This window comes from Salinicoccus sp. HZC-1, from assembly GCF_046736035.1.
Classification (GTDB): domain Bacteria; phylum Bacillota; class Bacilli; order Staphylococcales; family Salinicoccaceae; genus Salinicoccus.
The window spans coordinates 2042933-2062794 of the sequence record NZ_CP177130.1 but is presented as its reverse complement, the minus strand read 5'-3'; the positions used below and the strand labels follow the sequence as shown (position 1 = coordinate 2062794).

The window sequence follows — 19862 nt, the reverse complement described above, 5'->3', positions numbered from 1 at the left end:
GATCTGATGGCCCTGGTATGCGCCTCCTGGAGTAGACAGGCGAAAAAATTATGGCGCAGCTCGTTCGAGCTGCGCCATAATTGATGTGATGCGATTGATATTACAAAATCCGATATGCCAGACATTTATTATATTATTTAATGATGAGAACCGGTGTATTGACGCGTTTTGCTATTTTGTGTGTGACATGCCCGAGCACATGTTTAATATCACGTTTGGACCGTTTGTTGCTCATGACCACAACTTCATAATCATTTTCGTTTATCTCTTTCAAAAGCTCATTGACTATGCGTCCTGTTCTGAAGAGGGTTGTATAGTTCAATCCCAGTTCATCGAGCTGATCCGTAAAAGGTTTGAGGTCTTCAATCTTATCTTTTGTAACATCCTCAAAATGCTTGCCGTGGTATTTTACATTATTCGCCTGATCGCCTTCCGAAATCACGTTGAAAATCGTGATTGTGGCGTCTTCGTCGTTGTCTGTCAGTTTTGCCAACTGCTCCGGTACATTGCTGAAGGAATTTCCAAAATCATAAGGCAGTAATATATTCTTATACATCTTCAATCACACCTTTACTTTTCATAAATTTATTATCTTAAAATTAACAGGTTTTGCTAAATTAATCCATCATTATTTTATAATGCCTATAACTTCTTTAATCACCTGCCGATCCAGTCCGTAAATCCGATATAAGCATCGCTTTCTCCGAGGCATTAAGCGGGTATATTTCCTTCTTACTTCATTCTACCCGTGGCCATATTTAGTAAAACTAAAAAAGAGGATACTGTGTATCCTCTCGGTAAGATTCATATATAGTTTAGAAATCCAATTCATCCGGATTCATGCCGGAGAATCCGACGTTTTCCATGGCATTGATCTGCTTCATGTCCTCATCTGAGATTTCGAAGTCGAAAACATGCGTGTTCTCTTCGATTCTCTCCGGTGTGACGGATTTAGGAAGCGGCAGCACGCCATTCTGCAATACGGATTTGATGCAGAGCTGCGCCACTGATTTATCATATTTTGAAGCGATTTCCTTCAGTGCTTCATTATCCAGCAGTCTGCCGGAGCCGATCGGGCTCCATGCTTCGATGAGGATGTCATGCTGCCTGCAGAAACTGACGACTTCGTCCTGCGCATGGCCCGGGTGGTACTCAACCTGGTTGACCACCGGTTTGACTTCCGTCTGAACGAGCGCTTCGAGGTGATGTGCCATGAAGTTGGAGACACCGATGGCTTTTATTTTCCCGGCCTTATACAACTCTGTCATGGCTCTCCAAGTTTCTAGATTGATCTCTTCCCAGTTGTCGAACTGGCTGGATGATGCAGGCCAGTGGATGAGATAGAGATCGAGATAGTCGGTTTCAAGTTCCTTCAATGTCTGTTCGAATGCAGCAAGTGTCTTTTCATAGCCGCGTTCTGTATTCCAGAGTTTGCTGGTGATGAATAATTCTTCTCTTGCGACACCAGATTCCTTTATCGCCTGACCGACGCTGCCTTCATTCTTATAGGCGGCTGCTGTATCTATATGGCGGTATCCCGCTTCGATTGATTTCTTTACGGAATTGACTGCAGTCGGTCCGTCCGGCGTCTGCCATGTACCAAAGCCGACGCATGGAATTTCAGTGCCGTTACTTAATTGAAAAGTATCTGTTAGTGTTTTCATATTGTTGACCTCACTTTACTGAGATTAAGTAAATATCATTGAAAAGTTATTATTATTTTTCTGATTATCATTTTAATAATATTTACTTTTTAAATTATACTCTGCGAAAGATGTATGTAAAATATATTGCCCATGGAGCGCTGCGCGAGGCATCTCCCGCCCGGGATTATTTCATAAATGGATTCATACCTATGTGTATAGCGGGTATATAAAAGTGAGATGCCTATACGATATGGATGATCTCGGAATCATCAAGTTATACAGGAGGGGAGTAGAATGGAAGAAATACTCAAGGTACTTTCCAAGCGTACAGATAAATTAAAGAAAGCATATACAGATTATCAGAACAATCCCTATCAGCCGGAAACGGCCCATAAAGTACGCACCCACAGCAGAAAACTCAGAAGCCTGCTGAATTTCCTTAAAAAAACATTCGATGAAGATGAATATGACAGGCTCAATGATGAATTGAAGAATCTGGCCCGGATCTATGGTCGGTTGCGGGAAGTGGATGTGCTCATTGAACTGTGCACTGAAATCGCCCTGGATGAACCCGGTTTGAGTGATGATTACAAAGCGTTATTTGCTTTCCTGCATAAAGAACGCCTGAAGGAAATGAGACGCACATTTAATAAGACCAAAGTGCGTTCGGCTGAATCTGCACTTGCGGCAGTTGAAGCAGGAGTTGGAAACATTTCACTCAAGGAAAAACCCGACTGGGGGCGTTACATTAAAAAGCGCCTGGTCAAAAAGAACCGCAGGCTGACAGAGGCTTATCATAATGCCGACATGGATGATCATGAAGCGGTGCATGAGATCAGGAAAAAGGCGAAGAAACTCCGGTTTTCAGCCAAATATCTAGGAAAGTTTTCATCAGGAAAACATAAGAAGATGACGAGAAATGCACAAAGGATCCAGGACGAGTTCGGTGTGCTTACCGATGCCCATGTGAACCGGCAGATGCTGGAAACGTATGCCGAAAGAGTGGACGATGAAGCATTGAAAAAGTTATTTTATAAAATAGACGAGGCACAGCAGAAGATGCTGAATAATAGTCAAGGAGGTGCATGATGGAAGAGAATGTATTTAATGCGATGGCGAAAAAGTATGACACAGCAGACCGGATTGAACTAGCGAACATCATAACCGGCGAAGTGAAGAACGAATTGAACGGAAGGACTTATGGTTCCCTGCTCGATTACGGCGGCGGGACGGGTCTGGTCAGCTTCGAACTGGCAGATCAATTCGAATCTATTCTCCTGGCGGATGCATCAGCCGAAATGGTGAAGGCGGCGGAAGGTAAAATTTCAGACAGAGGACTGGATAACATCGAAACTTTGCATCTGGATCTGACAAAAGATTATACAGATTTAAATGCGGATGTCATCCTCGTATCGCTGGTGCTTCTGCATGTACCGGATACCGCCGATCTGCTGAGATCTCTGTACAAAACTTTAAATGAGGGCGGCAGACTGATCATCGTCGATTTTGACAAACATCCAGAAATCGACCATCCCAAAGTGCATAACGGATTTACACATGAAGAGATCAGAGGACGCTTGATGGAAGCCGGTTTTGATGATGCTGAAGTCCGGACATTCCATCATGGTAAGAATATTTTCATGAATAAGGATGCGTCCATGTTCCTGGCAGGCGCCACAAAGTAGGGGGAACTGTATTGAACCGCATCATACTCTAAAAGGGGAGATTCCATCAGAAAAAACCGTATTTTATTAAGCCTCATCGGTGCAGTTGCACTGCTTTTTACCGCTGCTATCGCCTACAGCCTTATCAGTGATAATGATCCATACAAATATTATACCGGGATGGGAGACTCCATATCCCTCTCCCCGGATGATTCGACTTTGGCTTTTTCGTATTATACAGATGGAAATGAATGCATCTACACAGGCAACATAGAAGACAAGAATGTAACGCAAGTCACGTCATCCGGAGCTGAAGAAGATCACCGCAAACCGCGGTTCTCCCCGGAAGGTGAAAGCATCTCCTACCTGTCTGCCGACACTGACGGCGTCCAGAGCCTGCATTATATGCCTGATCTGGACAGTGACGGAGCGATGCAGCTGACGGATGGAGATCAGCATGTATTCAGCGCGGTGATTGCGCCTGGCGGTAAAACCGTCTACTATATCGCCATGCCGGCTGAAGATTTCCTGAAACCGGAGGGGCGGGGAGAGAACGGGGCAGATCTCCATGCGGTTAAAACCGATGGGACCGGACACGAGAAACTGACGGATAAAGATGCCTTCAACATGGCTGATATCTCCATTTCTGATGACGGGGGAACCCTCTACTATTCCGATTTTCAGGATGTACGACAGCTTACCTCATACGATTTGGAAACAGAGACGGAAGAAACTGTCTTACTGGAGAATATATCGGATGACATCTACCATCCTGCGTTTTCGCCGGGCGGAGAATACTTGGCTTATACTGCGGTAGACGATGAATCAGAGAAGGGCACTTTCATCTATGAACTCTTCCTGATGGATATATCAAACATCGACTATCGGAGACTGACGGACTACAACGCCACTGTGACGTCTCCGGTATTCTTCCACCAGGAAGACCGGATTGCGTTTCTCGCACAAAGCAACTGGCCGAGTGAGCCGTCCGTCTATGAAATCATGACCATCCCGTATGATGGCGCGAATATGACGCCACTGGCACTCGAACTGCCTGAAGCAGAGGACAGTTTCCAGCCGGGAATGATGGCGGATAAACTGGTAAACACGGCAACGTTGACCATCCTTTATCTGCTGATGTTCGGCCTGTCCATCGTATATTGTCATTCGTCTGTCAGAACATATCTGCCGGTCATCATCAGTGCTGTCATTACCGGCATGGCACTCGTCGGCTCCTTTATCGCTACTCTTATTAATCCATGGCTGGGTATCGGATTAATGGCGTTGACACTGTGGCTCGGCGGCTGCACAGCAGTACTTCTTATCTTTGCATTGATCTACAAGAAGAGTCTCAAGCGTTCATCTTAGACGCAACTGCACTGAGTGGAAATATCGATCGGAAAGTGTCCTTGCCAATACAGAGATGGGCCATTCCTTAGAAGCGGCGACTGGAAAATCTGCCCGTAAAAATAAGTCTGATGATGGATGAAAGGTTTTAAAAGCGAGTAGTCATTTACAATGATGAATATATGAGCCAACCCCACTGGTTCGAATCAGTGGGGTTAATATTTTTATTGCAGTGAATTATCATTTTTATCAAGGACTGATCAAGAAGATGAGCTTCTATCAGGCAACCAGACATTTATCGTTTCTATCGCATCCAGAAGAAATCGATTATCCAAACAGCCATAATAAAAATATCCCTGGCCAGTTCTGTGAAACGGGCTGATTAAAGAAAGAGATTCTGGTATAGTCTGTTAATATTGGAACTATAAACTAAAATAAAGGATTCGGGTGACTTTCTAATGATTACCATCAACGATATAGCGAAACTGGCTGAAGTATCCAGGACGACGGTGTCCAGAGTGATCAACAATTCGGGATACGTCAGTGCAAAATCCAGAAAAAGAGTGATGGATGTCATTGAGGAAACGGGTTTTGTGCCCAGCCAGCATGCGCAGTCCCTAAGGACGAAACAGACGAAAATCATCGGTGTCATCCTGCCCAAGATCAGCACGGATACGTCGTCCAGAACGGTCAGGGGAATGACCGATGTATTTGAAAAAATAGGGTACCAGATCCTTTTGACAAGTACGAACCTCGATAAAAAGAAAGAGATCGAACATTTGAAACTGCTTCAGAACAGGCAGGTGGATGGTATCATTCTGATCGCGACGAATACCGATCGGGACCTGATCGAAGAAATCGAAAAGTCGAAAGTGCCGGTTGTCGTAATCGGACAGGAAATTGTCGGAAAACCGCGCATCCCTTCTGTCGTATTCGATGATTATGCTGCTGCGTGCAGTATGACGGAACTGCTGATCGAGAAAGGCCGGCGGAATATCGGCTACATCGGCGTGGACACTTCCGATAGGGCGGTCGGGCTGCTCAGGAAACAGGGCTATCTTGATGTGATGGCGAAGCATGGGCTCGACGTTCAGAAGGAATGGATACAGACCGGTGATTTTTCGATCGACTCCGGATATGAAGCGGCGGCCCGTATGGTTGAAGCGTCTACTGAGGACATCGATGCGGTGTTTGCTGCGACCGACAGAATGGGACTCGGTGCATGGAAATACATAAGGAACCGGGGGCTGCGTATTCCGGAAGATACAGCAGTGGTCGGAATCGGCTCATCGGAAACATCCCGTTTCATAGAACCGGCCCTGACGACGATTGAATATGAATTTGAAAAAGCCGGCAGGGAAGGGGCGGAAACATTACTGGAAATTTTACAGGGTGGTAAAAAGGTTTCCGATAAAAAAACACTTGACTTTAAGCTTGAATCGAGGGATAGTTTATAATGAAGATGAAAACGTAATCATTCGCCGTCTCTTCATTTTTTTAGCGAAATGTGGAATCGATTCCCTAATTCAGAGTATTAAGAAAAAGGAGTGTAGAAAATGTCAGAGAACAGTAAAATCGCCAAAGAGATCATTGAAGCCGCAGGAGGAGAAGATAATATCGAATCCGTTGCACATTGTGCCACACGGCTCCGGATCATCGTTGCGGATAAAGAAAAGATCGACCAGGAAGCGGTCGAGGATATTGATAAGGTAAAAGGTGCGTTTTATAATTCCGGCCAGTTCCAGGTGATCCTCGGTACGGGGACCGTCAACCGGATCTATGATGAAGTGCTTAAATTCGGTTTGGAAGGAAAGAATAAGAGCGAAGCCAAGAAGGAAGGGGCCTCAAAAGGAAATATGTTCCAGAGGGCAATCCGCTCTTTCGGTGATGTTTTCGTGCCGATTATTCCTGTACTGGTTGCAACGGGTCTTTTCATGGGACTGCGCGGTCTGGTCGTGCAGGAGGAGATACTCGGGATTTTCGGGCTGTCTCCGGATGATATTTCGGAAAACTTCCTCCTGTTCACTGAAATACTGACAGATACGGCGTTCATATTCCTGCCGGCACTTGTTGCATGGTCAACATTCAGGGTGTTCGGGGGCACGCCGATCGTCGGTCTGATCCTTGGACTCATGCTCGTCAGTCCCGCACTGCCGAATGCGTGGGATGTCGCAGGCGGGGGAGTGGAACCGATCATGTTTGCAGGGTTCATCCCGGTTGTCGGATATCAGGCCTCCGTACTGCCGGCATTCATCGCCGGTATCGTCGGGGCGAAGCTTGAAAAATGGATCCGGAACCGTGTGCCGGAATCGCTGGATCTGATCGTTACTCCATTTATGACACTGCTTATCATGATCACGCTGGCGCTCTTCCTCATCGGGCCCGTCTTCCACGCACTGGAAGGTGTCATACTGGAGGCGACATTATCCGTACTGGCATGGCCGTTCGGAATCAGCGGTATTCTGATCGGGGGACTGAATCAGATCATCGTAATTACGGGGGTGCACCACATATTCAACCTGCTGGAAATACAGCTGCTTGAAGAGCTCGGTGCCAATCCATACAACGCAATCATTACCGCTTCCGTTGCAGCACAGGGCGGCGCGACGCTTGCTGTCGGCCTGAAGACCAAGTCCAAGAAACTGAAAGCGCTGGCACTGCCGTCCTCATTCTCGGCATTTCTCGGTATTACCGAACCGGCAATCTTCGGTGTAAACCTCAGATACGTCAAGCCGTTCATCATGGGGCTCATCGGCGGCGCGGCAGGCGGATTCATCGCTTCCATCTCAGGACTGCAGGGGACGGGTATGGCGATTACTGTTATACCCGGTACACTGCTGTATCTGAATGAGCAGATTTTCATGTATATCCTTGTCAATCTCGTAGCCATCGCCGTCGCTTTCGTTCTTACATGGTTCTTTGGCTATTCCGATAAAAAGGCGGAAGAAATTTTAGAAGACTAGAAGGAGTTTTGGAATGCTTCATAATATGGATTTCCAGGAACGCATAAATGAGCAGATAGATGAAAACAGATCTTTTATAGAAACGGATCCATACCGTCTCGGGTACCATTTAATGCCGCCGGTCGGTTTGCTGAATGATCCGAACGGATTGATACAGTTCCAGGGCGTATTCCATGTGTTCTTCCAGTGGAATCCTTTTGAAACAAAACACGGCAGAAAGTTTTGGGGGCATTACACTTCCGAAGATCTTATACACTGGACGCTGGAACCTGTGGCACTTATGCCGGACAGCTGGTATGACAAAAACGGCTGTTATTCCGGCAGTGCCATAGAACACGAAGGAACAATGTATTTATTCTACACGGGTAATGTGAAGGATGAAAATGATGTAAGGTCATCCTATCAAAGTCTGGCCATATCCGAAGATGGCATGAATTTTGAAAAGAAAGGCCCGGTGCTTCATCTGCCTGAGGGCTACACACCCCATTTCAGGGATCCGAAAGTGTGGAAGGAAGAAGATCACTGGCTGATGGTGCTCGGCGCCCAGAATGATCAGGAGCAGGGCGAAGCGGTATTGGCGCGGTCACCTAACCTCATGGACTGGGAATTCATCGGTCCGATTGCCGGAAGTGGAATGAACAGTCTCGGTGACTTCGGCTATATGTGGGAGTGCCCGGATCTGTTTCAACTGGACGGCACAGACGTTTTGATCGTCTGTCCGCAGGGGCTCAAAGCACAAGGCGACGATTATCAGAACCTGTATCAGGCGGGTTACTTCCTCGGTGATTTCGATCCGACAGAGGCTGAATATACGCACGGTTCGTTCGAAGAGTTCGACAGAGGGTTCGATTTCTATGCGCCGCAGACCATGCTGGATGAAAAAGGCAGAAGGCTGCTGATCGGCTGGATGGGAATTACGGACGATGCGGAACAAAATCAGCCGACGATCGACAGCAACTGGATCCACGCTTTGACGATTCCAAGGGTACTGGAGATCAAAGATGGAAAATTAATTCAGACAGCTGTTCCGGAACTGCAGAAATTGCGCGGCCGGTCTGCCGAATATGAAGTGGTTTTGGAAGCGGGGGATGCGTTTTCTGAAGAAATAAACGCCTGCTCCGAAATACTCATAGATTTCAAAAATACAGCAGCCGGCAAAGTCGAACTGGAAATCAGAAATGATATCCGCATTTCCTATAAAGATAACCGGTTCGTCGTTGAAAGGTATCAATTCTCGGGAACGGAACGGGAGCAGCGTGCGTTTGCACTGGATCAGTTAACCGGTCTGCAGATCTTCCTGGATCATTCATCAATGGAGATTTTCATCAATGGCGGAGAAGAAGTGTTTACGTGCAGGTATTTCCCGGACCCAGAGGATAATACTATCGCATTGCAGGCAGAGAAAAAGATGACGCTTGATATACACCACTGGCCGTTGAACGGCGGGGGCAGCATTACATTTTAAACTGGCATTGAATATCCCGGGGGTTAGCCTCCGGGATATTTTTATATTGGAGCGTTACAATAAACATCCGAAACGGGCTCCGGTAAAATTGATGACGATTTGACCGGGTGTTCCGGCACATCTATACTTAAGATAAAATGTTACGAAAATGTGAATGGGGACTCCATATGAAAAATAATAACAAATCTCTGAAACTGGCATCAGTACTTATGGCAAGCACACTTTTCCTCGGTGCCTGCAGCAATCCGTTGGATACGCTTGCGAATGAAATCAATGGTTTTATGTCGGGGGAAGAGACTGCCGAAGAAAAGAATCCGGAAGAAAATCAAAATGAAACTGCCGGGACCGAGCCGGCTGGCGGGGAAGGGCAGACAGGGGAAACAGGCACTTCGGAAAGTGATGCTGAAAATGAAACCCAGCCGGTGGATTACAGCCATCTGATGGGAAAAGGGGAAGAGACGACTTTGGACGAAGGCACCCATAAAGTCGGATCGGACATACCTGCAGGCAGATACGTAATTACAGCCGATAAGGGAATAGGAAATATCTTCATATCCAATGAAGAAGAACGGTCGGTTCTAAGCACCACCCTCAACGGTAAAGAAGAAGCGGAAGATTACGGTTCAGGCAGAGCGCTCGCCTTTCTGGACGAAGGCCACTCCATTGAGATAAATGGACTAGAAGGTGTGGATTTCACACCATACGAAGCGGAGGAAGTAACAGAACTGTTCCACGGGGTATGGGTTGCCGGTAAAGACTTCCCGGCAGGCGTCTATGATATCAGTGTGGAAGAGATGGAATCTTACGGTTCTATGGAAGTGTATAATATTCCGGATACGATCAAAGCCCGCTATTCCCTGGGCGCCCCTGAATATGGCGGTATGCGTTCATTCACCGCATCGTTTGAAGCGGGAGATATTGTCGAACTGCAGAACACTCCCACTGTAACAATTACAAAAAGAGATTAGCATCAAAATATAAAAGGCAAAGCCCTCATCTTGACGGGCTTTGCCTTTTTTGGTCCGCGGTATTATTTTATCGGCGGGAGTCCATTGCAGGTACCCGCGCCTCACTTACTGTTCTGATTGCAGAACCGACTGTCACGGCAGCGGTTAATCAAAGCTTGCGCGTAAATGATGTCGGGATTTTCGATTCAAATCGTAAGTGCTTACCGGTTTTTGGATGCGTGAACGCAAGGACATGTGCATGCAATCCAAGTCGGCCAATCGCATTATTGCGTGAGCCATACTTTTTATCCCCGATGACAGAGTGGCCAAGATCCTGCAGATGGACACGGATTTGATTTTTGCGTCCCGTTTCTAAATTCACCTGCAGTAAAGAGAAGCTGCGATTGGATTTTAAGACTTTATAATGGGTCACAGCTTTTTGTCCATTGTTTGGTTTCTTGCTCGAGCGCATGGTGAACGTTTTATCTTCCGTCAGCCAGGAAGTAATTGTGCCGCCTTTTTTTACAGTGCCTTCAACGAGTGCGATATATGTGCGCTCCGAAACAACGTCCTCCCAGGCTTTTTGCAGGCGCTGCTGTACTGCTTTACTTTTTGCAAACACCATAATACCGGAAGTGTCGCGGTCCAACCGGTGTACGATAAACACGCGGTTGTCGGCATTGACGCTCTGGACATAATCCGATAGCTGGCGATAGGCCGTCAAGTGTTTCTCTTTTTCCGAGGCGATGGACAACAGTCCCGCTTCTTTTTCAATGACGATGATATCATCGTCTTCGTGCAAAATCTCAACGCCTGTAAATTTCATGGCATAGTCTGCGACACGCGAATGAATTTGTACACGGTCCCCAGGCTGGAGTTTGTCATTGAATTGCGTCGTTGCTTCGCCGTTTACAACGACTTGTCCACGGCCCAGAATGCCTTTCACCGTTTTGCGGCTGCGCGACGGCATCATTTCAAATAAGAACTTCAGCAGTTCCGTTGGTTCTTGGACAATCCATTCGGCATCCAGTTCACTTGATTTCGCTCTTTTTTGCATTATAAACTTCCTTTACGCTATCTCCCGGTCTTCACCCGGGAGATGATATTATGAATCTAATACTTCTATAATAACAGAAAATGCATAATGAGATTCGTTAGAATCGGCCGGGTAATGAAGAATGGGTGAAATTTTCATGACAGCATGAAGCCCAAGCCCGTTAAAAACGGGCTTGGGCTTATTGTATGAACGGGTTCTATCAGCGGTGGTGCGCTTTTACTGCAATCCATACTTCGCTGTAGGCATAATTTTCTTTTTCAGAATCCATGATTGCAAATGAAAAAGAGGGCGCGTCCACAAGTTCATAGTTGGATGAGGGCAGCCACTCCGAATGGGTGCGTGCCATCGTATTCTGGAGTGTGGAAGGGAATTCGCCTTCGCTCGGGAATACCGCCCATGTATGCGCATCGACACTGACAGTATCGAGATTCGTACTGATGTCTTCCTCAGTGGTTATCACACCGATCACATGCGTTAAATCGCCTTCTTCTTTTAAAAACTTCTCATCCGCATCATATGAAGCATTGATTACCTGCTTCGGATCAATATTCTGCAGCTTGTGCATTTCCGCTCTCTGTTCCTCTGTAATACTCTGTGCCAGTTCAACAATTGCCTGATTGACCCCTTCAAACTGCATCGGCACTCTTTTTTTGACCCCGGCGATGGTGAATGCCGGCATCTCTTTAATCTGTACTTCCATATTTTCTCCTCCTCTGACATCGATATAGAATGAAAGTTTCGGAAATGAAATGATGGTTTTCGTTTTATTCACTTCAGAAGGCAGATACCCGCTCCATGACTTGAATGCCCGGGTGAATCCATCAACGGATTGGTAGCCGTATTTGAACGCCGTATCCGTCACGCTGTGCCCATTTACCAGATCATGATTTGCCCGGGATAACTTTCTTTTCTTGATATACTCACTGAGCGGAATCCCGGTGATATACTGGAATATTTTTCTGAAGTGATAATCCGATTCCCCGATATAGCGGGCGACGTCATTCACTTTAATATCGTTTGAAAGATTGTCCTCTATGAAGTTGATTACATCATTCAACGTTTTAAGCATCATTTCCTCCGTCCTTTCAATCATTATGATATAGAGTGATAAGAGAGAAGACTCGATATTTTCTGGCTGACTTTTGTCGGTTGATTTTTATTCCATCTCAGTATTCCGATGTTTTTTCAGAAAATCAGTGGTTTTAGCATTCATCTCTTCTGCATGCTGTCCCAGCCAGATTATATGACCCCATGATTCAGATGAAATAAGGGAACTGTTAGGTATGTTTCTTTGAGCGTAAAATGCATGATCCGTTGGAACTGAAGCGTCATATTTGCTATGGATAATTAAAGTCGGAGACATAATATCCTGCAGATACTGGCTTGTTATCTGATTGGATTGGAGTAAATCGATTAAAAATCCGCTGCCTGAAGATTGCCTGTTGTTCATTTTCCGGATGTCCTCGATATCAGTATCGGATATTCTATTTAAAATATCTTTATACGGAAGTGTACTGAAGGACGACAGCATTCCTCTGAATGTAAACTTTGGGAAAAGAGTGTTGAAGGTGGATAAAAGTTTCCATGTCATCTTTTCAAAAGGGGGCCGGAATATGATGTGTGATATTTTATATAAATGATTCTCGGATGTCAGCCACTCTTTTGTGACGGCACTCTGAAGCGTCAATGTTCTAACTCTGTCCGGATATTTTGATGCCAGATGGATGCCGGAGGGGCCTCCCGCTGAGATGGTGATGAGATGGACTTTCCCAATCGATAGATGATTCAACAATTCAATGTAGTATTCACACGCCTTGGCTAAAGAATCGCCGATTTCCTTGGAAGTGTGTCCATAGCCGGGCCGCGAGGGGATGATGACAGTAAGCCCCTGGTTAACCAGAGCTTCTACGCCAAATACTTCATGACAGTTGGAGTGGCCGCCATGAAGGAATAACACAGGATTTTGTCCATCTCCTGTAACCGAGTATTCAATAGAATGATGGTTGAACCTGTAAACATCTATGATTCTATCCATAGGTCTCCTCCTTATATTCCTTATCGGTTAAATATTCCCTTAATGAAATGACCCTAATCGACCAAAGGCGCATTCACTGTAATTTCAAATACGATGATGATAAAGGGTACACTGAACTAAAGACTATACAAAGTACATTTTAAAATGTGGATTTAAAATTTTACATAAGGAGCGGGATGACTTTGGTATTTATCGGAATCGATCTGGCGTGGACCTATAAGAATGAGACGGGAATTTGTGTCATCAGTGAAAGCGGGGCAGTGGAGCACCTGGACGCCCGGGTTTACTCCAATGAAGAGATACTGAAAATCATTGAACATTACAGTGAAGAAAAAATGTGCATCGCAATTGATGCGCCGTTGATTGTAAACAATGAGGACGGCTCAAGGGGAGCGGAAGGGGAATTGATGCGTTCCAGAATCCACGGGCACCGGCTTTCTGCGTTCAATTCGAACAGAAATTATTTTACCAGAATCTTTGGAGACATCCGCGGAGAGACACTGATGCAGCTGATACGGTCGGAATTTCCGGATATCCGAATTGGCTTCGATAATTCAGAATCGAATATTGTGGAAACATTTCCGACAGGCATCTGCTGCGGGCTTTTCCCTGAAATCTATCCAATCAAATATAAAAGGAAACCGAAAGTCGCTTTTGAAAAGACATGCAGGCAGATGGACGTGCTGCTCGGGCGGTTACGGGAAATTGAAACATCGGAAGGGCATATCAGCGGCCTGACTTCAAAACTGGAAATGGATTCCTTTATTCTCACCCGTAAGATGCACAAGCATGTCGAAGATAAAATCGATGCATTCCTTTGTGCCTACGGCATGTACAGTATTTCCAAAGGGCTGGCAGAGGGCAGGATGTTTGGTACGGTTGAAGATGGATTCATACTGGTACCGGTGCAATAATATTAATTATGTAAGTAGCCATAAAGTATGAGTGTATTGAATACAGATAATTAAAAATGACTTTTCCTGAATTTGAAGTTATAATGATAATATAGATAAAGGTAATTTTACAATTATATTCGTGATATATTTAAGGAGGTGCAGATGATGGTTAAAACAATTAGATCAGAGGCACAAAGAAGGGGTCACAATTTAAAAACTCCACCTAATCCTGGTGTCTGGCATCATCCTGGAAAAACTGGAAAAGATGGGGAAACCACGCGTGCGCAGACAAAATATAATGGTGCTAAAGAATTCGATAAAGATTTTTATGAAGGTGTAGAAGATTTATTTGAGAACTATGATACTACTTTAAAGAATTTAGTTAACAAATAATGATGGTTCGCTACTTGACAGAAAAAGAGGTAGTATTCCTTAACCAATTGTTGATTGAAACATATTCACCACAAGAACTCAAGGGAGTAAAGGATAGAAACCTACTGCAAAGTGCTCTTGGGAGACCACAACAATCAGTATTTGGTCAAGATGCTTATAAAACTATATGGCTGAAAGCTGCTGCATTATTTGAGAGTTTGACGCAAAACCATCCTTTTCATAATGGTAATAAAAGAACTGGTTTTGCTTCAATGAAACAATTTCTGTGGCTAAATGGTTTTCGTTTTACCGCTTCAGAAGAAGAAGCTGAGTATTTTACAGTTCATATTGTAACAGAGAAACCTTCTATTGCTGAAATCTCAGAATGGATTGAGAAGTTTTCCATAAGTAGAAATGATTGATTTTGATACAGGTCCTATCTCAAAAAAGATAGGGCCTTTATTAATGGGAGTTATTTCATTATCTTAATTATGAGAGAAAGCAAAAAATCATTTTAAAAAAATTTGAATCAAACGAAAATATTACTAAGAATTAAGGGGGACTTGAAGCCGTTGAAACAGATGCACATCCTTCAGTAATGTCAGGGTGTCCGGTAAGATTGACGATGGGTTTATATTGGTGCCGGTAATATCTGACGGGGAATAAAATGAATGCAAAGCCAATTTAATGTAAAATGATAGATACTATACAATCGCTTTAAAATTTGAGAAGGGGGTGGGCAATAATGTTTACGATTGCGGAAGAATTATTACTGTTGGCTATGGACGATGATAAAGGGACGGTGGTACCTACAGCAGGTTCATTGGAGTACGGGTTGGCTGGTGCAATATTGTCAGAGCTGACAATGATGGAACGGATTGGATTGAAGGACGACAAAATTACAGTTGTTAATAGTGATTCCACGGATGTGTCTTTTCTTGATTCAGCTTTAAATGAAATCAAAGGGTGTGAAAAAGCGAAAGAAGTCGAGCACTGGATCAATCATTTTGGGGATAAGATGGGAGAACTGAAAAAAGACATCATTAAAACACTGGTCGATAAAGGCGTTTTAAAAGAAGAAGAAAAGAAGGTTCTGTGGGTATTCAACCAAACAACCTATCCAACGGCCTACAACAGACCGGAACGGGAAATCCGGGACAGGGTTCAAAAAATCGTGTTTGATGATGCAAAGCCCGATGCGAAAACAGCAATGCTGCTGAGTCTGATCCAGACATGTACGCTTGTATACGAAGTATTTGGGAAAGATCAAGAGAAAGAAGCTTCCATGCGGCTGGAGAAGATTGTAGAGGACAGCAATTACAGCGAAGCCGTGAAGAAATCCATCGAGGAAATGGAGACGGCAATCCTTATCGCATGTAACACAGTAATAATGACGACTGTAATTAATACTCCAAATAATTAAACAGCACTATTTTCCAAGTGCAGCCGGACAGACACAAAAATATGAAAACGGGTGATTTCCATTCAAACGCTTTATCTATTTGTAACCGTGATCGTTTTGATCATGCTGCTCTCATTGATTTTAAAGCTTCATGAAATCTATAAGACAAGGAAGCATGTTAAAACATTATGGGACAGACAAGTCCCATTCTCAGGGGCCAAACTGCCTTTCGTACACTACCATAACTACTTTGTAAATATTATGGAAAATGAAGAGACGGATGACAGGAACATCGTGGATGATGAAACATGGAGTGATCTGGATCTCGGTCAGCTGATTGAAAAAATCAATTTCACATTCACTACAATCGGTGATGAGCTGTTATACGCCTCACTTAGAAACGCACCGGAAAACGGAACTGTCGATGAGACATTAATCGGCAGAATACAGGATGATCGTACTTTCCGGGAAAACTTTTCCTTCCGGCTGGCCATGCTGGGGAAATCCAAAAACTCCAACACAAGCAAATTCATGTATGCGTTTAAGCCGCAACAGAAATATAAGCCATTATATTTACTGCTTACATTTCTACCGTTTATCGGCGTGCTGCTTTTTTTCATCGATCCTTTTTTGTCGATCATGACGATACTGGCCGGGCTGGGAGTGAATGCATACCTTTCACAAAAGCATAAAGGAGCCACCGGTTTTGATTATACCGATATCTTCTACGCCATAAACATCATTGTCACTGCAGGTAAATTGGATGCCAAATACAACAGCAGAGGGCTCAAAAGACTGTCTTTTCTCAGTCCGCTGTTTGTCATTGATGACACTTCAGGGGAGATGAACATCGGTGCTCAAGTATTTTCTGCCATGAAGCTGATGTTTCTGGTCGATTATCATCTGTACCATCTGATACTGAAATCGCTGAATCGGAATCACCGGCTCTATAAAGCGAGCTGGCATTATGTCGCTGAACTGGATCTGAACTACAGCGTGGCGATGTGGCGGGAAACACTGCCTTACTATGCAGCTCCGGAAATGACATATGATTCATATATAAAAGCTGAAGACCTGTATCATCCTCTGGTGACGGACCCCGTTGAAAATGATCTGAATTTCGATAAGGATATATTACTGACAGGCTCAAACGCCGCCGGTAAATCCACGTTTATGAAAGCGTTGGGAGTCAATGTGGTATTGAGTAATGGACTGAACACTTCAACCAGCAGTCTGTTCAAATACAGGCCCGGAAAAGTGATCTCTTCCATGGACATCACAGACAGTGTGATTGAAGGGGACAGCTATTTCATCAGTGAAATCAAGTCTCTGAAACGGATTATTGAGGAAATTGAACATTTTGAAGGCAGCATTTACTGCATCATCGATGAAGTGTTCAAAGGGACAAATACCATTGAACGGGTGGCGGCCGCGGAGACGCTGCTCAGATATTTGAACGACAGAAAGAATGTCCATTTGATCGCGGCGACCCACGATATGGAATTGACGGAACTGCTTGCAGGTGAGCTTGCCTTTTATCATTTCAGGGAGCACCTGACGGGTGATGATATTTATTTCGAGTATAAGATCCGCGAAGGGGTCGCCTCCACTTCGAATGCGATTGAACTGCTGCGCCTCTATGAATTCCCGGGAGAAGTCTACAGAGAAGCGAAAAGTAAGATTAGTAATTAGACAGGCAACAAGAGGGGCTTCATCTCTAAAGATGGAGCCCTTTGTTTTGCATTTGTCTGGTTTTGTACAGAATATAATATCAGATTTTATTCTGTTGTTCTGATACTACTGGTTTTGGGTGCCAGATTTCTTTAAATGTCCCTGAATCACAGCACTTTTGCCTTTGTGCATAAAACCTTCATCGCGTTCAAGAATGACTTCTTCCAGACTGATGATTTCAGCGGGCAGTTCTTTTATATATCCCTTGATTTCATCAATGTCGAACAGCATATCAATGTTTCCAGGGCCGCCTGTTTTAAATTCCTGCTGCCTTTTGGAATAGAATTCAAAATAGATTTCTCCATTTTCTTTTACGCAATTGATCAGGTTGGAAAACATCTCTTCTTTGCCCTGTGGCGGAACGTGGCCGAATACAATTATGCTGATATCATATTGCTGTATCGGCAGTGCATTTTTTACCGTAATATCCTGGAAGCTAGTGTTTACTTCAACGTTTTGCGAGTTTGCCAATTTCTCTGTCTTCCGGGCACCGATTCTGGATAAATCATAAGTGGCCACTTCATATCCCAATTTGGCAAGGTACACCGCATTGCGTCCTTCACCTTCAGCAAGCAAAGCAGCTTTTTTACCTTCTCCATCATCCTTTAGCTGTGATGCAATCCATTCATTTGGTTCGGTGCCGTAAATATATTCCTCGGTATCGAATTTATCATCCCAATGATTCATTTTTTTGCTCCTTGTCTATATGGCGTCTGAATCCATTCTAACTTACATAGGTTCATTGTTCACTTTATATACCCGGCAGGGTATTTGATTTATCTTTCAAATAGTTTTATAATTAATATATTAAATCAATGAAAAGGTGAGAGTAATGACTGAACTTAATGAACAGACAGTCTATGATAAAGCAATCGTCAATCGGATCAATCGTCTGCAGGGCCAGATTAACGGTGCACTGAAAATGATCGAAGAAGGTAAGAGCTGCAGGGATGTAGTAATGCAGTTGAGCGCAGCGAAAAACGCACTGAATCGTACGATGAATGTCATAGTAAGTGAAAACCTCGTGGAATGTGTCAAAGAAGCGATGGACAATGAGGATGCGGAAACAGACGAAATAATCAAAGAGGCAGTGGAGCTGCTCAATAAAAGCAGATGATTCATTCTGCTTTTTATAATAACTCCTAAAATACCCCGGAGGGTATTTGACTCAAGGAAGAGTATTTGCTATTATACCCCTATGGGTATTTAAAAGAAGGAGAGTTTAACAATATGAATAATAATGTCAAAGAAAATTATCAAATCAATGATGCTGATGGGATGGTTGAATCAGATCAGTATCTGCTCGATGTCAGGGAACCGATTGAATTTGAACTTGGTTATGTGGATACTGCTAAGAATATTTCCGTAAATGAATTGGAAACGCGTCTTGACGAATTGCCTCGGGACAAAAGAATCCATGTTTACTGCCAACGCGGAAAACGGGGAGAAAAAGCCGTTGAAATATTAAAGGATAACGGGTTTGATGCAGTAAACCTTGAGGAGGGCTACTCAGCGTATGAGGGGAAATATGATACTGCAGAAAAAAGTGCAGCCGGACAGGCGGAAAATGATATAAAACCGGACAGGATCAAAATCGAAGCGAGCGGACTCCAGTGTCCCGGTCCGATTCTTAAAGTAAAGGAAACGATGGATGCCATGGAAACCGGTCAACAGATGGAAATTATGGTAACTGACATCGGTTTTGCAACAGATGTCGAGGCATGGGCGCGTAAGACAGGCAACAGCATAATTGAAAACAGACAGCACGATGGCAAAGTCGTCGCGGTGCTTCAGAAGAATGCTGTACAAAACGTTAATCCGGCCGGGAACAATCAGATGATTGAAACGGGTAACGGCGCAACGATGGTCGTATTCAGCGGTGACCTGGATAAGGCACTAGCTTCTTTCGTTATTGCAACTGGCGCAAAAAGCATGGGGAAGGATGTAACAATGTTCTTCACATTCTGGGGGCTGAATATAATCAAAGATCCAAATGCGCCAAAAAGGAAGAAGAATGGCCTCGATAAGATGTTCAGTAAGATGATGCCGAAATCTGCTTCCAAACTGCCCATTTCCAAAATGAACATGTTCGGTCTGGGGTCTAAGATGATTCAATATGTGATGGCAAATAAAAAAGTCGAATCAGTAACGGAAATGATCAAAAAGGCAGATGAACTGGGAATCAAGATGGTGGCCTGCACGATGAGCATGGATGTCATGGCGGTCGACAAGGAAGAATTACTCGATAATGTAGAATTCGGCGGTGTCGGCACTTATCTCGGGGATGCAGAAAACAGCAACTTGAACTTATTTATATAAATGATGGATATGAAGGAG

20 protein-coding genes are annotated in these 19862 nt (G+C 44.3%); 14 read left to right on the top strand and 6 right to left on the bottom strand.

Annotation, left to right across the window (positions count from 1 at the left end):
* Positions 1 to 133: 133 nt before the first annotated feature.
* Positions 134 to 556, bottom strand: coding sequence for a universal stress protein (locus ACKRAT_RS10835; RefSeq protein ID WP_411842434.1), 423 nt, complete (start codon positions 554 to 556; stop codon positions 134 to 136).
* Between the two features lie 259 nt (positions 557 to 815).
* Positions 816 to 1664 (bottom strand): aldo/keto reductase, encoded by an 849-nt coding sequence (locus tag ACKRAT_RS10830; RefSeq protein WP_411842433.1) that lies wholly within the window; start codon positions 1662 to 1664, stop codon positions 816 to 818.
* 276 nt (positions 1665 to 1940) lie between these two features.
* Here ACKRAT_RS10830 and ACKRAT_RS10825 point away from each other — a divergent pair, with 276 nt between their 5' ends.
* The 7 genes from ACKRAT_RS10825 to ACKRAT_RS10795 all read left to right on the top strand — a co-directional run bounded on the left by ACKRAT_RS10825 (position 1941) and on the right by ACKRAT_RS10795 (position 10053).
* Entirely contained in the window at positions 1941 to 2735 is a 795-nt protein-coding gene (locus ACKRAT_RS10825; RefSeq protein ID WP_411842432.1) for a CHAD domain-containing protein, read from the top strand.
* Positions 2735 to 3331, top strand: coding sequence for a class I SAM-dependent methyltransferase (locus ACKRAT_RS10820; RefSeq protein WP_411842431.1), 597 nt, complete (start codon positions 2735 to 2737; stop codon positions 3329 to 3331). Before ACKRAT_RS10825 ends, ACKRAT_RS10820 begins: the two co-directional genes overlap by 1 nt.
* A 198-nt stretch (positions 3332 to 3529) precedes the next feature.
* Complete coding sequence (locus tag ACKRAT_RS10815) at positions 3530 to 4678, top strand: TolB family protein (RefSeq protein WP_411842430.1); 1149 nt, start codon at positions 3530 to 3532, stop codon at positions 4676 to 4678.
* 437 nt (positions 4679 to 5115) lie between these two features.
* Positions 5116 to 6114: a LacI family DNA-binding transcriptional regulator gene (locus tag ACKRAT_RS10810; protein ID WP_411842429.1), complete on the top strand. Its 999-nt coding sequence runs from the start codon at positions 5116 to 5118 to the stop codon at positions 6112 to 6114.
* 99 nt (positions 6115 to 6213) lie between these two features.
* Positions 6214 to 7620, top strand: coding sequence for a sucrose-specific PTS transporter subunit IIBC (locus ACKRAT_RS10805; RefSeq protein WP_411842428.1), 1407 nt, complete (start codon positions 6214 to 6216; stop codon positions 7618 to 7620).
* Positions 7621 to 7633: 13 nt separating this feature from the next.
* Positions 7634 to 9085, top strand: coding sequence for a glycoside hydrolase family 32 protein (locus ACKRAT_RS10800; RefSeq protein WP_411842427.1), 1452 nt, complete (start codon positions 7634 to 7636; stop codon positions 9083 to 9085).
* Positions 9086 to 9252: 167 nt separating this feature from the next.
* Entirely contained in the window at positions 9253 to 10053 is an 801-nt protein-coding gene (locus ACKRAT_RS10795; protein ID WP_411842426.1) for a hypothetical protein, read from the top strand.
* A gap of 148 nt (positions 10054 to 10201) precedes the next feature.
* Here ACKRAT_RS10795 and ACKRAT_RS10790 read toward each other — a convergent pair whose 3' ends face one another.
* From ACKRAT_RS10790 to ACKRAT_RS10780, 3 genes are all read right to left on the bottom strand, one after another.
* Positions 10202 to 11089 (bottom strand): RluA family pseudouridine synthase, encoded by an 888-nt coding sequence (locus ACKRAT_RS10790; RefSeq protein WP_411842425.1) that lies wholly within the window; start codon positions 11087 to 11089, stop codon positions 10202 to 10204.
* Between the two features lie 199 nt (positions 11090 to 11288).
* Entirely contained in the window at positions 11289 to 12158 is an 870-nt protein-coding gene (locus ACKRAT_RS10785) for a GyrI-like domain-containing protein (RefSeq protein ID WP_411842424.1), read from the bottom strand.
* An 87-nt stretch (positions 12159 to 12245) separates the two neighbouring features.
* The gene (locus tag ACKRAT_RS10780; RefSeq protein WP_411842423.1) at positions 12246 to 13124 is read right to left on the bottom strand and encodes an alpha/beta fold hydrolase; all 879 of its coding nucleotides are present in this window, start codon (positions 13122 to 13124) and stop codon (positions 12246 to 12248) included.
* 176 nt (positions 13125 to 13300) lie between these two features.
* On the opposite strand from ACKRAT_RS10780, the gene ACKRAT_RS10775 reads away from it, so the two are divergent.
* The 5 genes from ACKRAT_RS10775 to ACKRAT_RS10755 all read left to right on the top strand — a co-directional run bounded on the left by ACKRAT_RS10775 (position 13301) and on the right by ACKRAT_RS10755 (position 17486).
* Entirely contained in the window at positions 13301 to 14038 is a 738-nt protein-coding gene (locus tag ACKRAT_RS10775; protein ID WP_411842422.1) for a DUF429 domain-containing protein, read from the top strand.
* Positions 14039 to 14182: 144 nt separating this feature from the next.
* Positions 14183 to 14413 carry a hypothetical protein gene (locus ACKRAT_RS10770; protein ID WP_411842421.1) on the top strand — a complete coding sequence of 77 codons (231 nt, stop codon included), beginning with the start codon at positions 14183 to 14185 and terminating at the stop codon, positions 14411 to 14413.
* A gap of 14 nt (positions 14414 to 14427) precedes the next feature.
* The gene (locus ACKRAT_RS10765) at positions 14428 to 14814 is read left to right on the top strand and encodes a type II toxin-antitoxin system death-on-curing family toxin (RefSeq protein WP_411842420.1); all 387 of its coding nucleotides are present in this window, start codon (positions 14428 to 14430) and stop codon (positions 14812 to 14814) included.
* 323 nt (positions 14815 to 15137) lie between these two features.
* Positions 15138 to 15815: a GOLPH3/VPS74 family protein gene (locus tag ACKRAT_RS10760; RefSeq protein WP_411842419.1), complete on the top strand. Its 678-nt coding sequence runs from the start codon at positions 15138 to 15140 to the stop codon at positions 15813 to 15815.
* A gap of 51 nt (positions 15816 to 15866) precedes the next feature.
* Complete coding sequence (locus ACKRAT_RS10755) at positions 15867 to 17486, top strand: MutS-related protein (protein WP_411842418.1); 1620 nt, start codon at positions 15867 to 15869, stop codon at positions 17484 to 17486.
* Positions 17487 to 17591: 105 nt separating this feature from the next.
* On the opposite strand, the gene ACKRAT_RS10750 is transcribed toward ACKRAT_RS10755, so the two are convergent.
* On the bottom strand, positions 17592 to 18212 hold the full coding sequence (locus tag ACKRAT_RS10750) for a class I SAM-dependent methyltransferase (protein WP_411842417.1): 621 nt from the start codon (positions 18210 to 18212) through the stop codon (positions 17592 to 17594).
* Between the two features lie 145 nt (positions 18213 to 18357).
* Between ACKRAT_RS10750 and ACKRAT_RS10745 the strand changes: the two genes are divergently transcribed.
* The gene (locus tag ACKRAT_RS10745) at positions 18358 to 18642 is read left to right on the top strand and encodes a metal-sensing transcriptional repressor (protein ID WP_411842416.1); all 285 of its coding nucleotides are present in this window, start codon (positions 18358 to 18360) and stop codon (positions 18640 to 18642) included.
* 113 nt (positions 18643 to 18755) lie between these two features.
* On the top strand, positions 18756 to 19844 hold the full coding sequence (locus ACKRAT_RS10740; RefSeq protein ID WP_411842415.1) for a DsrE/DsrF/DrsH-like family protein: 1089 nt from the start codon (positions 18756 to 18758) through the stop codon (positions 19842 to 19844).
* The last annotated feature ends 18 nt before the right edge of the window (positions 19845 to 19862 follow it).

Bases quoted from the DNA above. Each gene is read 5' to 3' on its own strand.
- ACKRAT_RS10835 (WP_411842434.1), bottom strand. From the start codon at position 556: ATGTATAAGAATATATTACTGCCTTATGATTTTGGAAATTCCTTCAGC.
- ACKRAT_RS10760 (WP_411842419.1), top strand. From the start codon at position 15,138: ATGTTTACGATTGCGGAAGAATTATTACTGTTGGCTATGGACGATGAT.
- ACKRAT_RS10810 (WP_411842429.1), top strand. From the start codon at position 5,116: ATGATTACCATCAACGATATAGCGAAACTGGCTGAAGTATCCAGGACG.
- ACKRAT_RS10780 (WP_411842423.1), bottom strand. From the start codon at position 13,124: ATGGATAGAATCATAGATGTTTACAGGTTCAACCATCATTCTATTGAA.
- ACKRAT_RS10750 (WP_411842417.1), bottom strand. From the start codon at position 18,212: ATGAATCATTGGGATGATAAATTCGATACCGAGGAATATATTTACGGC.
- ACKRAT_RS10785 (WP_411842424.1), bottom strand. From the start codon at position 12,158: ATGCTTAAAACGTTGAATGATGTAATCAACTTCATAGAGGACAATCTT.
- ACKRAT_RS10805 (WP_411842428.1), top strand. From the start codon at position 6,214: ATGTCAGAGAACAGTAAAATCGCCAAAGAGATCATTGAAGCCGCAGGA.
- ACKRAT_RS10775 (WP_411842422.1), top strand. From the start codon at position 13,301: ATGACTTTGGTATTTATCGGAATCGATCTGGCGTGGACCTATAAGAAT.
- ACKRAT_RS10740 (WP_411842415.1), top strand. From the start codon at position 18,756: ATGAATAATAATGTCAAAGAAAATTATCAAATCAATGATGCTGATGGG.
- ACKRAT_RS10825 (WP_411842432.1), top strand. From the start codon at position 1,941: ATGGAAGAAATACTCAAGGTACTTTCCAAGCGTACAGATAAATTAAAG.
- ACKRAT_RS10790 (WP_411842425.1), bottom strand. From the start codon at position 11,089: ATGCAAAAAAGAGCGAAATCAAGTGAACTGGATGCCGAATGGATTGTC.
- ACKRAT_RS10795 (WP_411842426.1), top strand. From the start codon at position 9,253: ATGAAAAATAATAACAAATCTCTGAAACTGGCATCAGTACTTATGGCA.
- ACKRAT_RS10820 (WP_411842431.1), top strand. From the start codon at position 2,735: ATGGAAGAGAATGTATTTAATGCGATGGCGAAAAAGTATGACACAGCA.
- ACKRAT_RS10830 (WP_411842433.1), bottom strand. From the start codon at position 1,664: ATGAAAACACTAACAGATACTTTTCAATTAAGTAACGGCACTGAAATT.
- ACKRAT_RS10745 (WP_411842416.1), top strand. From the start codon at position 18,358: ATGACTGAACTTAATGAACAGACAGTCTATGATAAAGCAATCGTCAAT.
- ACKRAT_RS10800 (WP_411842427.1), top strand. From the start codon at position 7,634: ATGCTTCATAATATGGATTTCCAGGAACGCATAAATGAGCAGATAGAT.
- ACKRAT_RS10770 (WP_411842421.1), top strand. From the start codon at position 14,183: ATGATGGTTAAAACAATTAGATCAGAGGCACAAAGAAGGGGTCACAAT.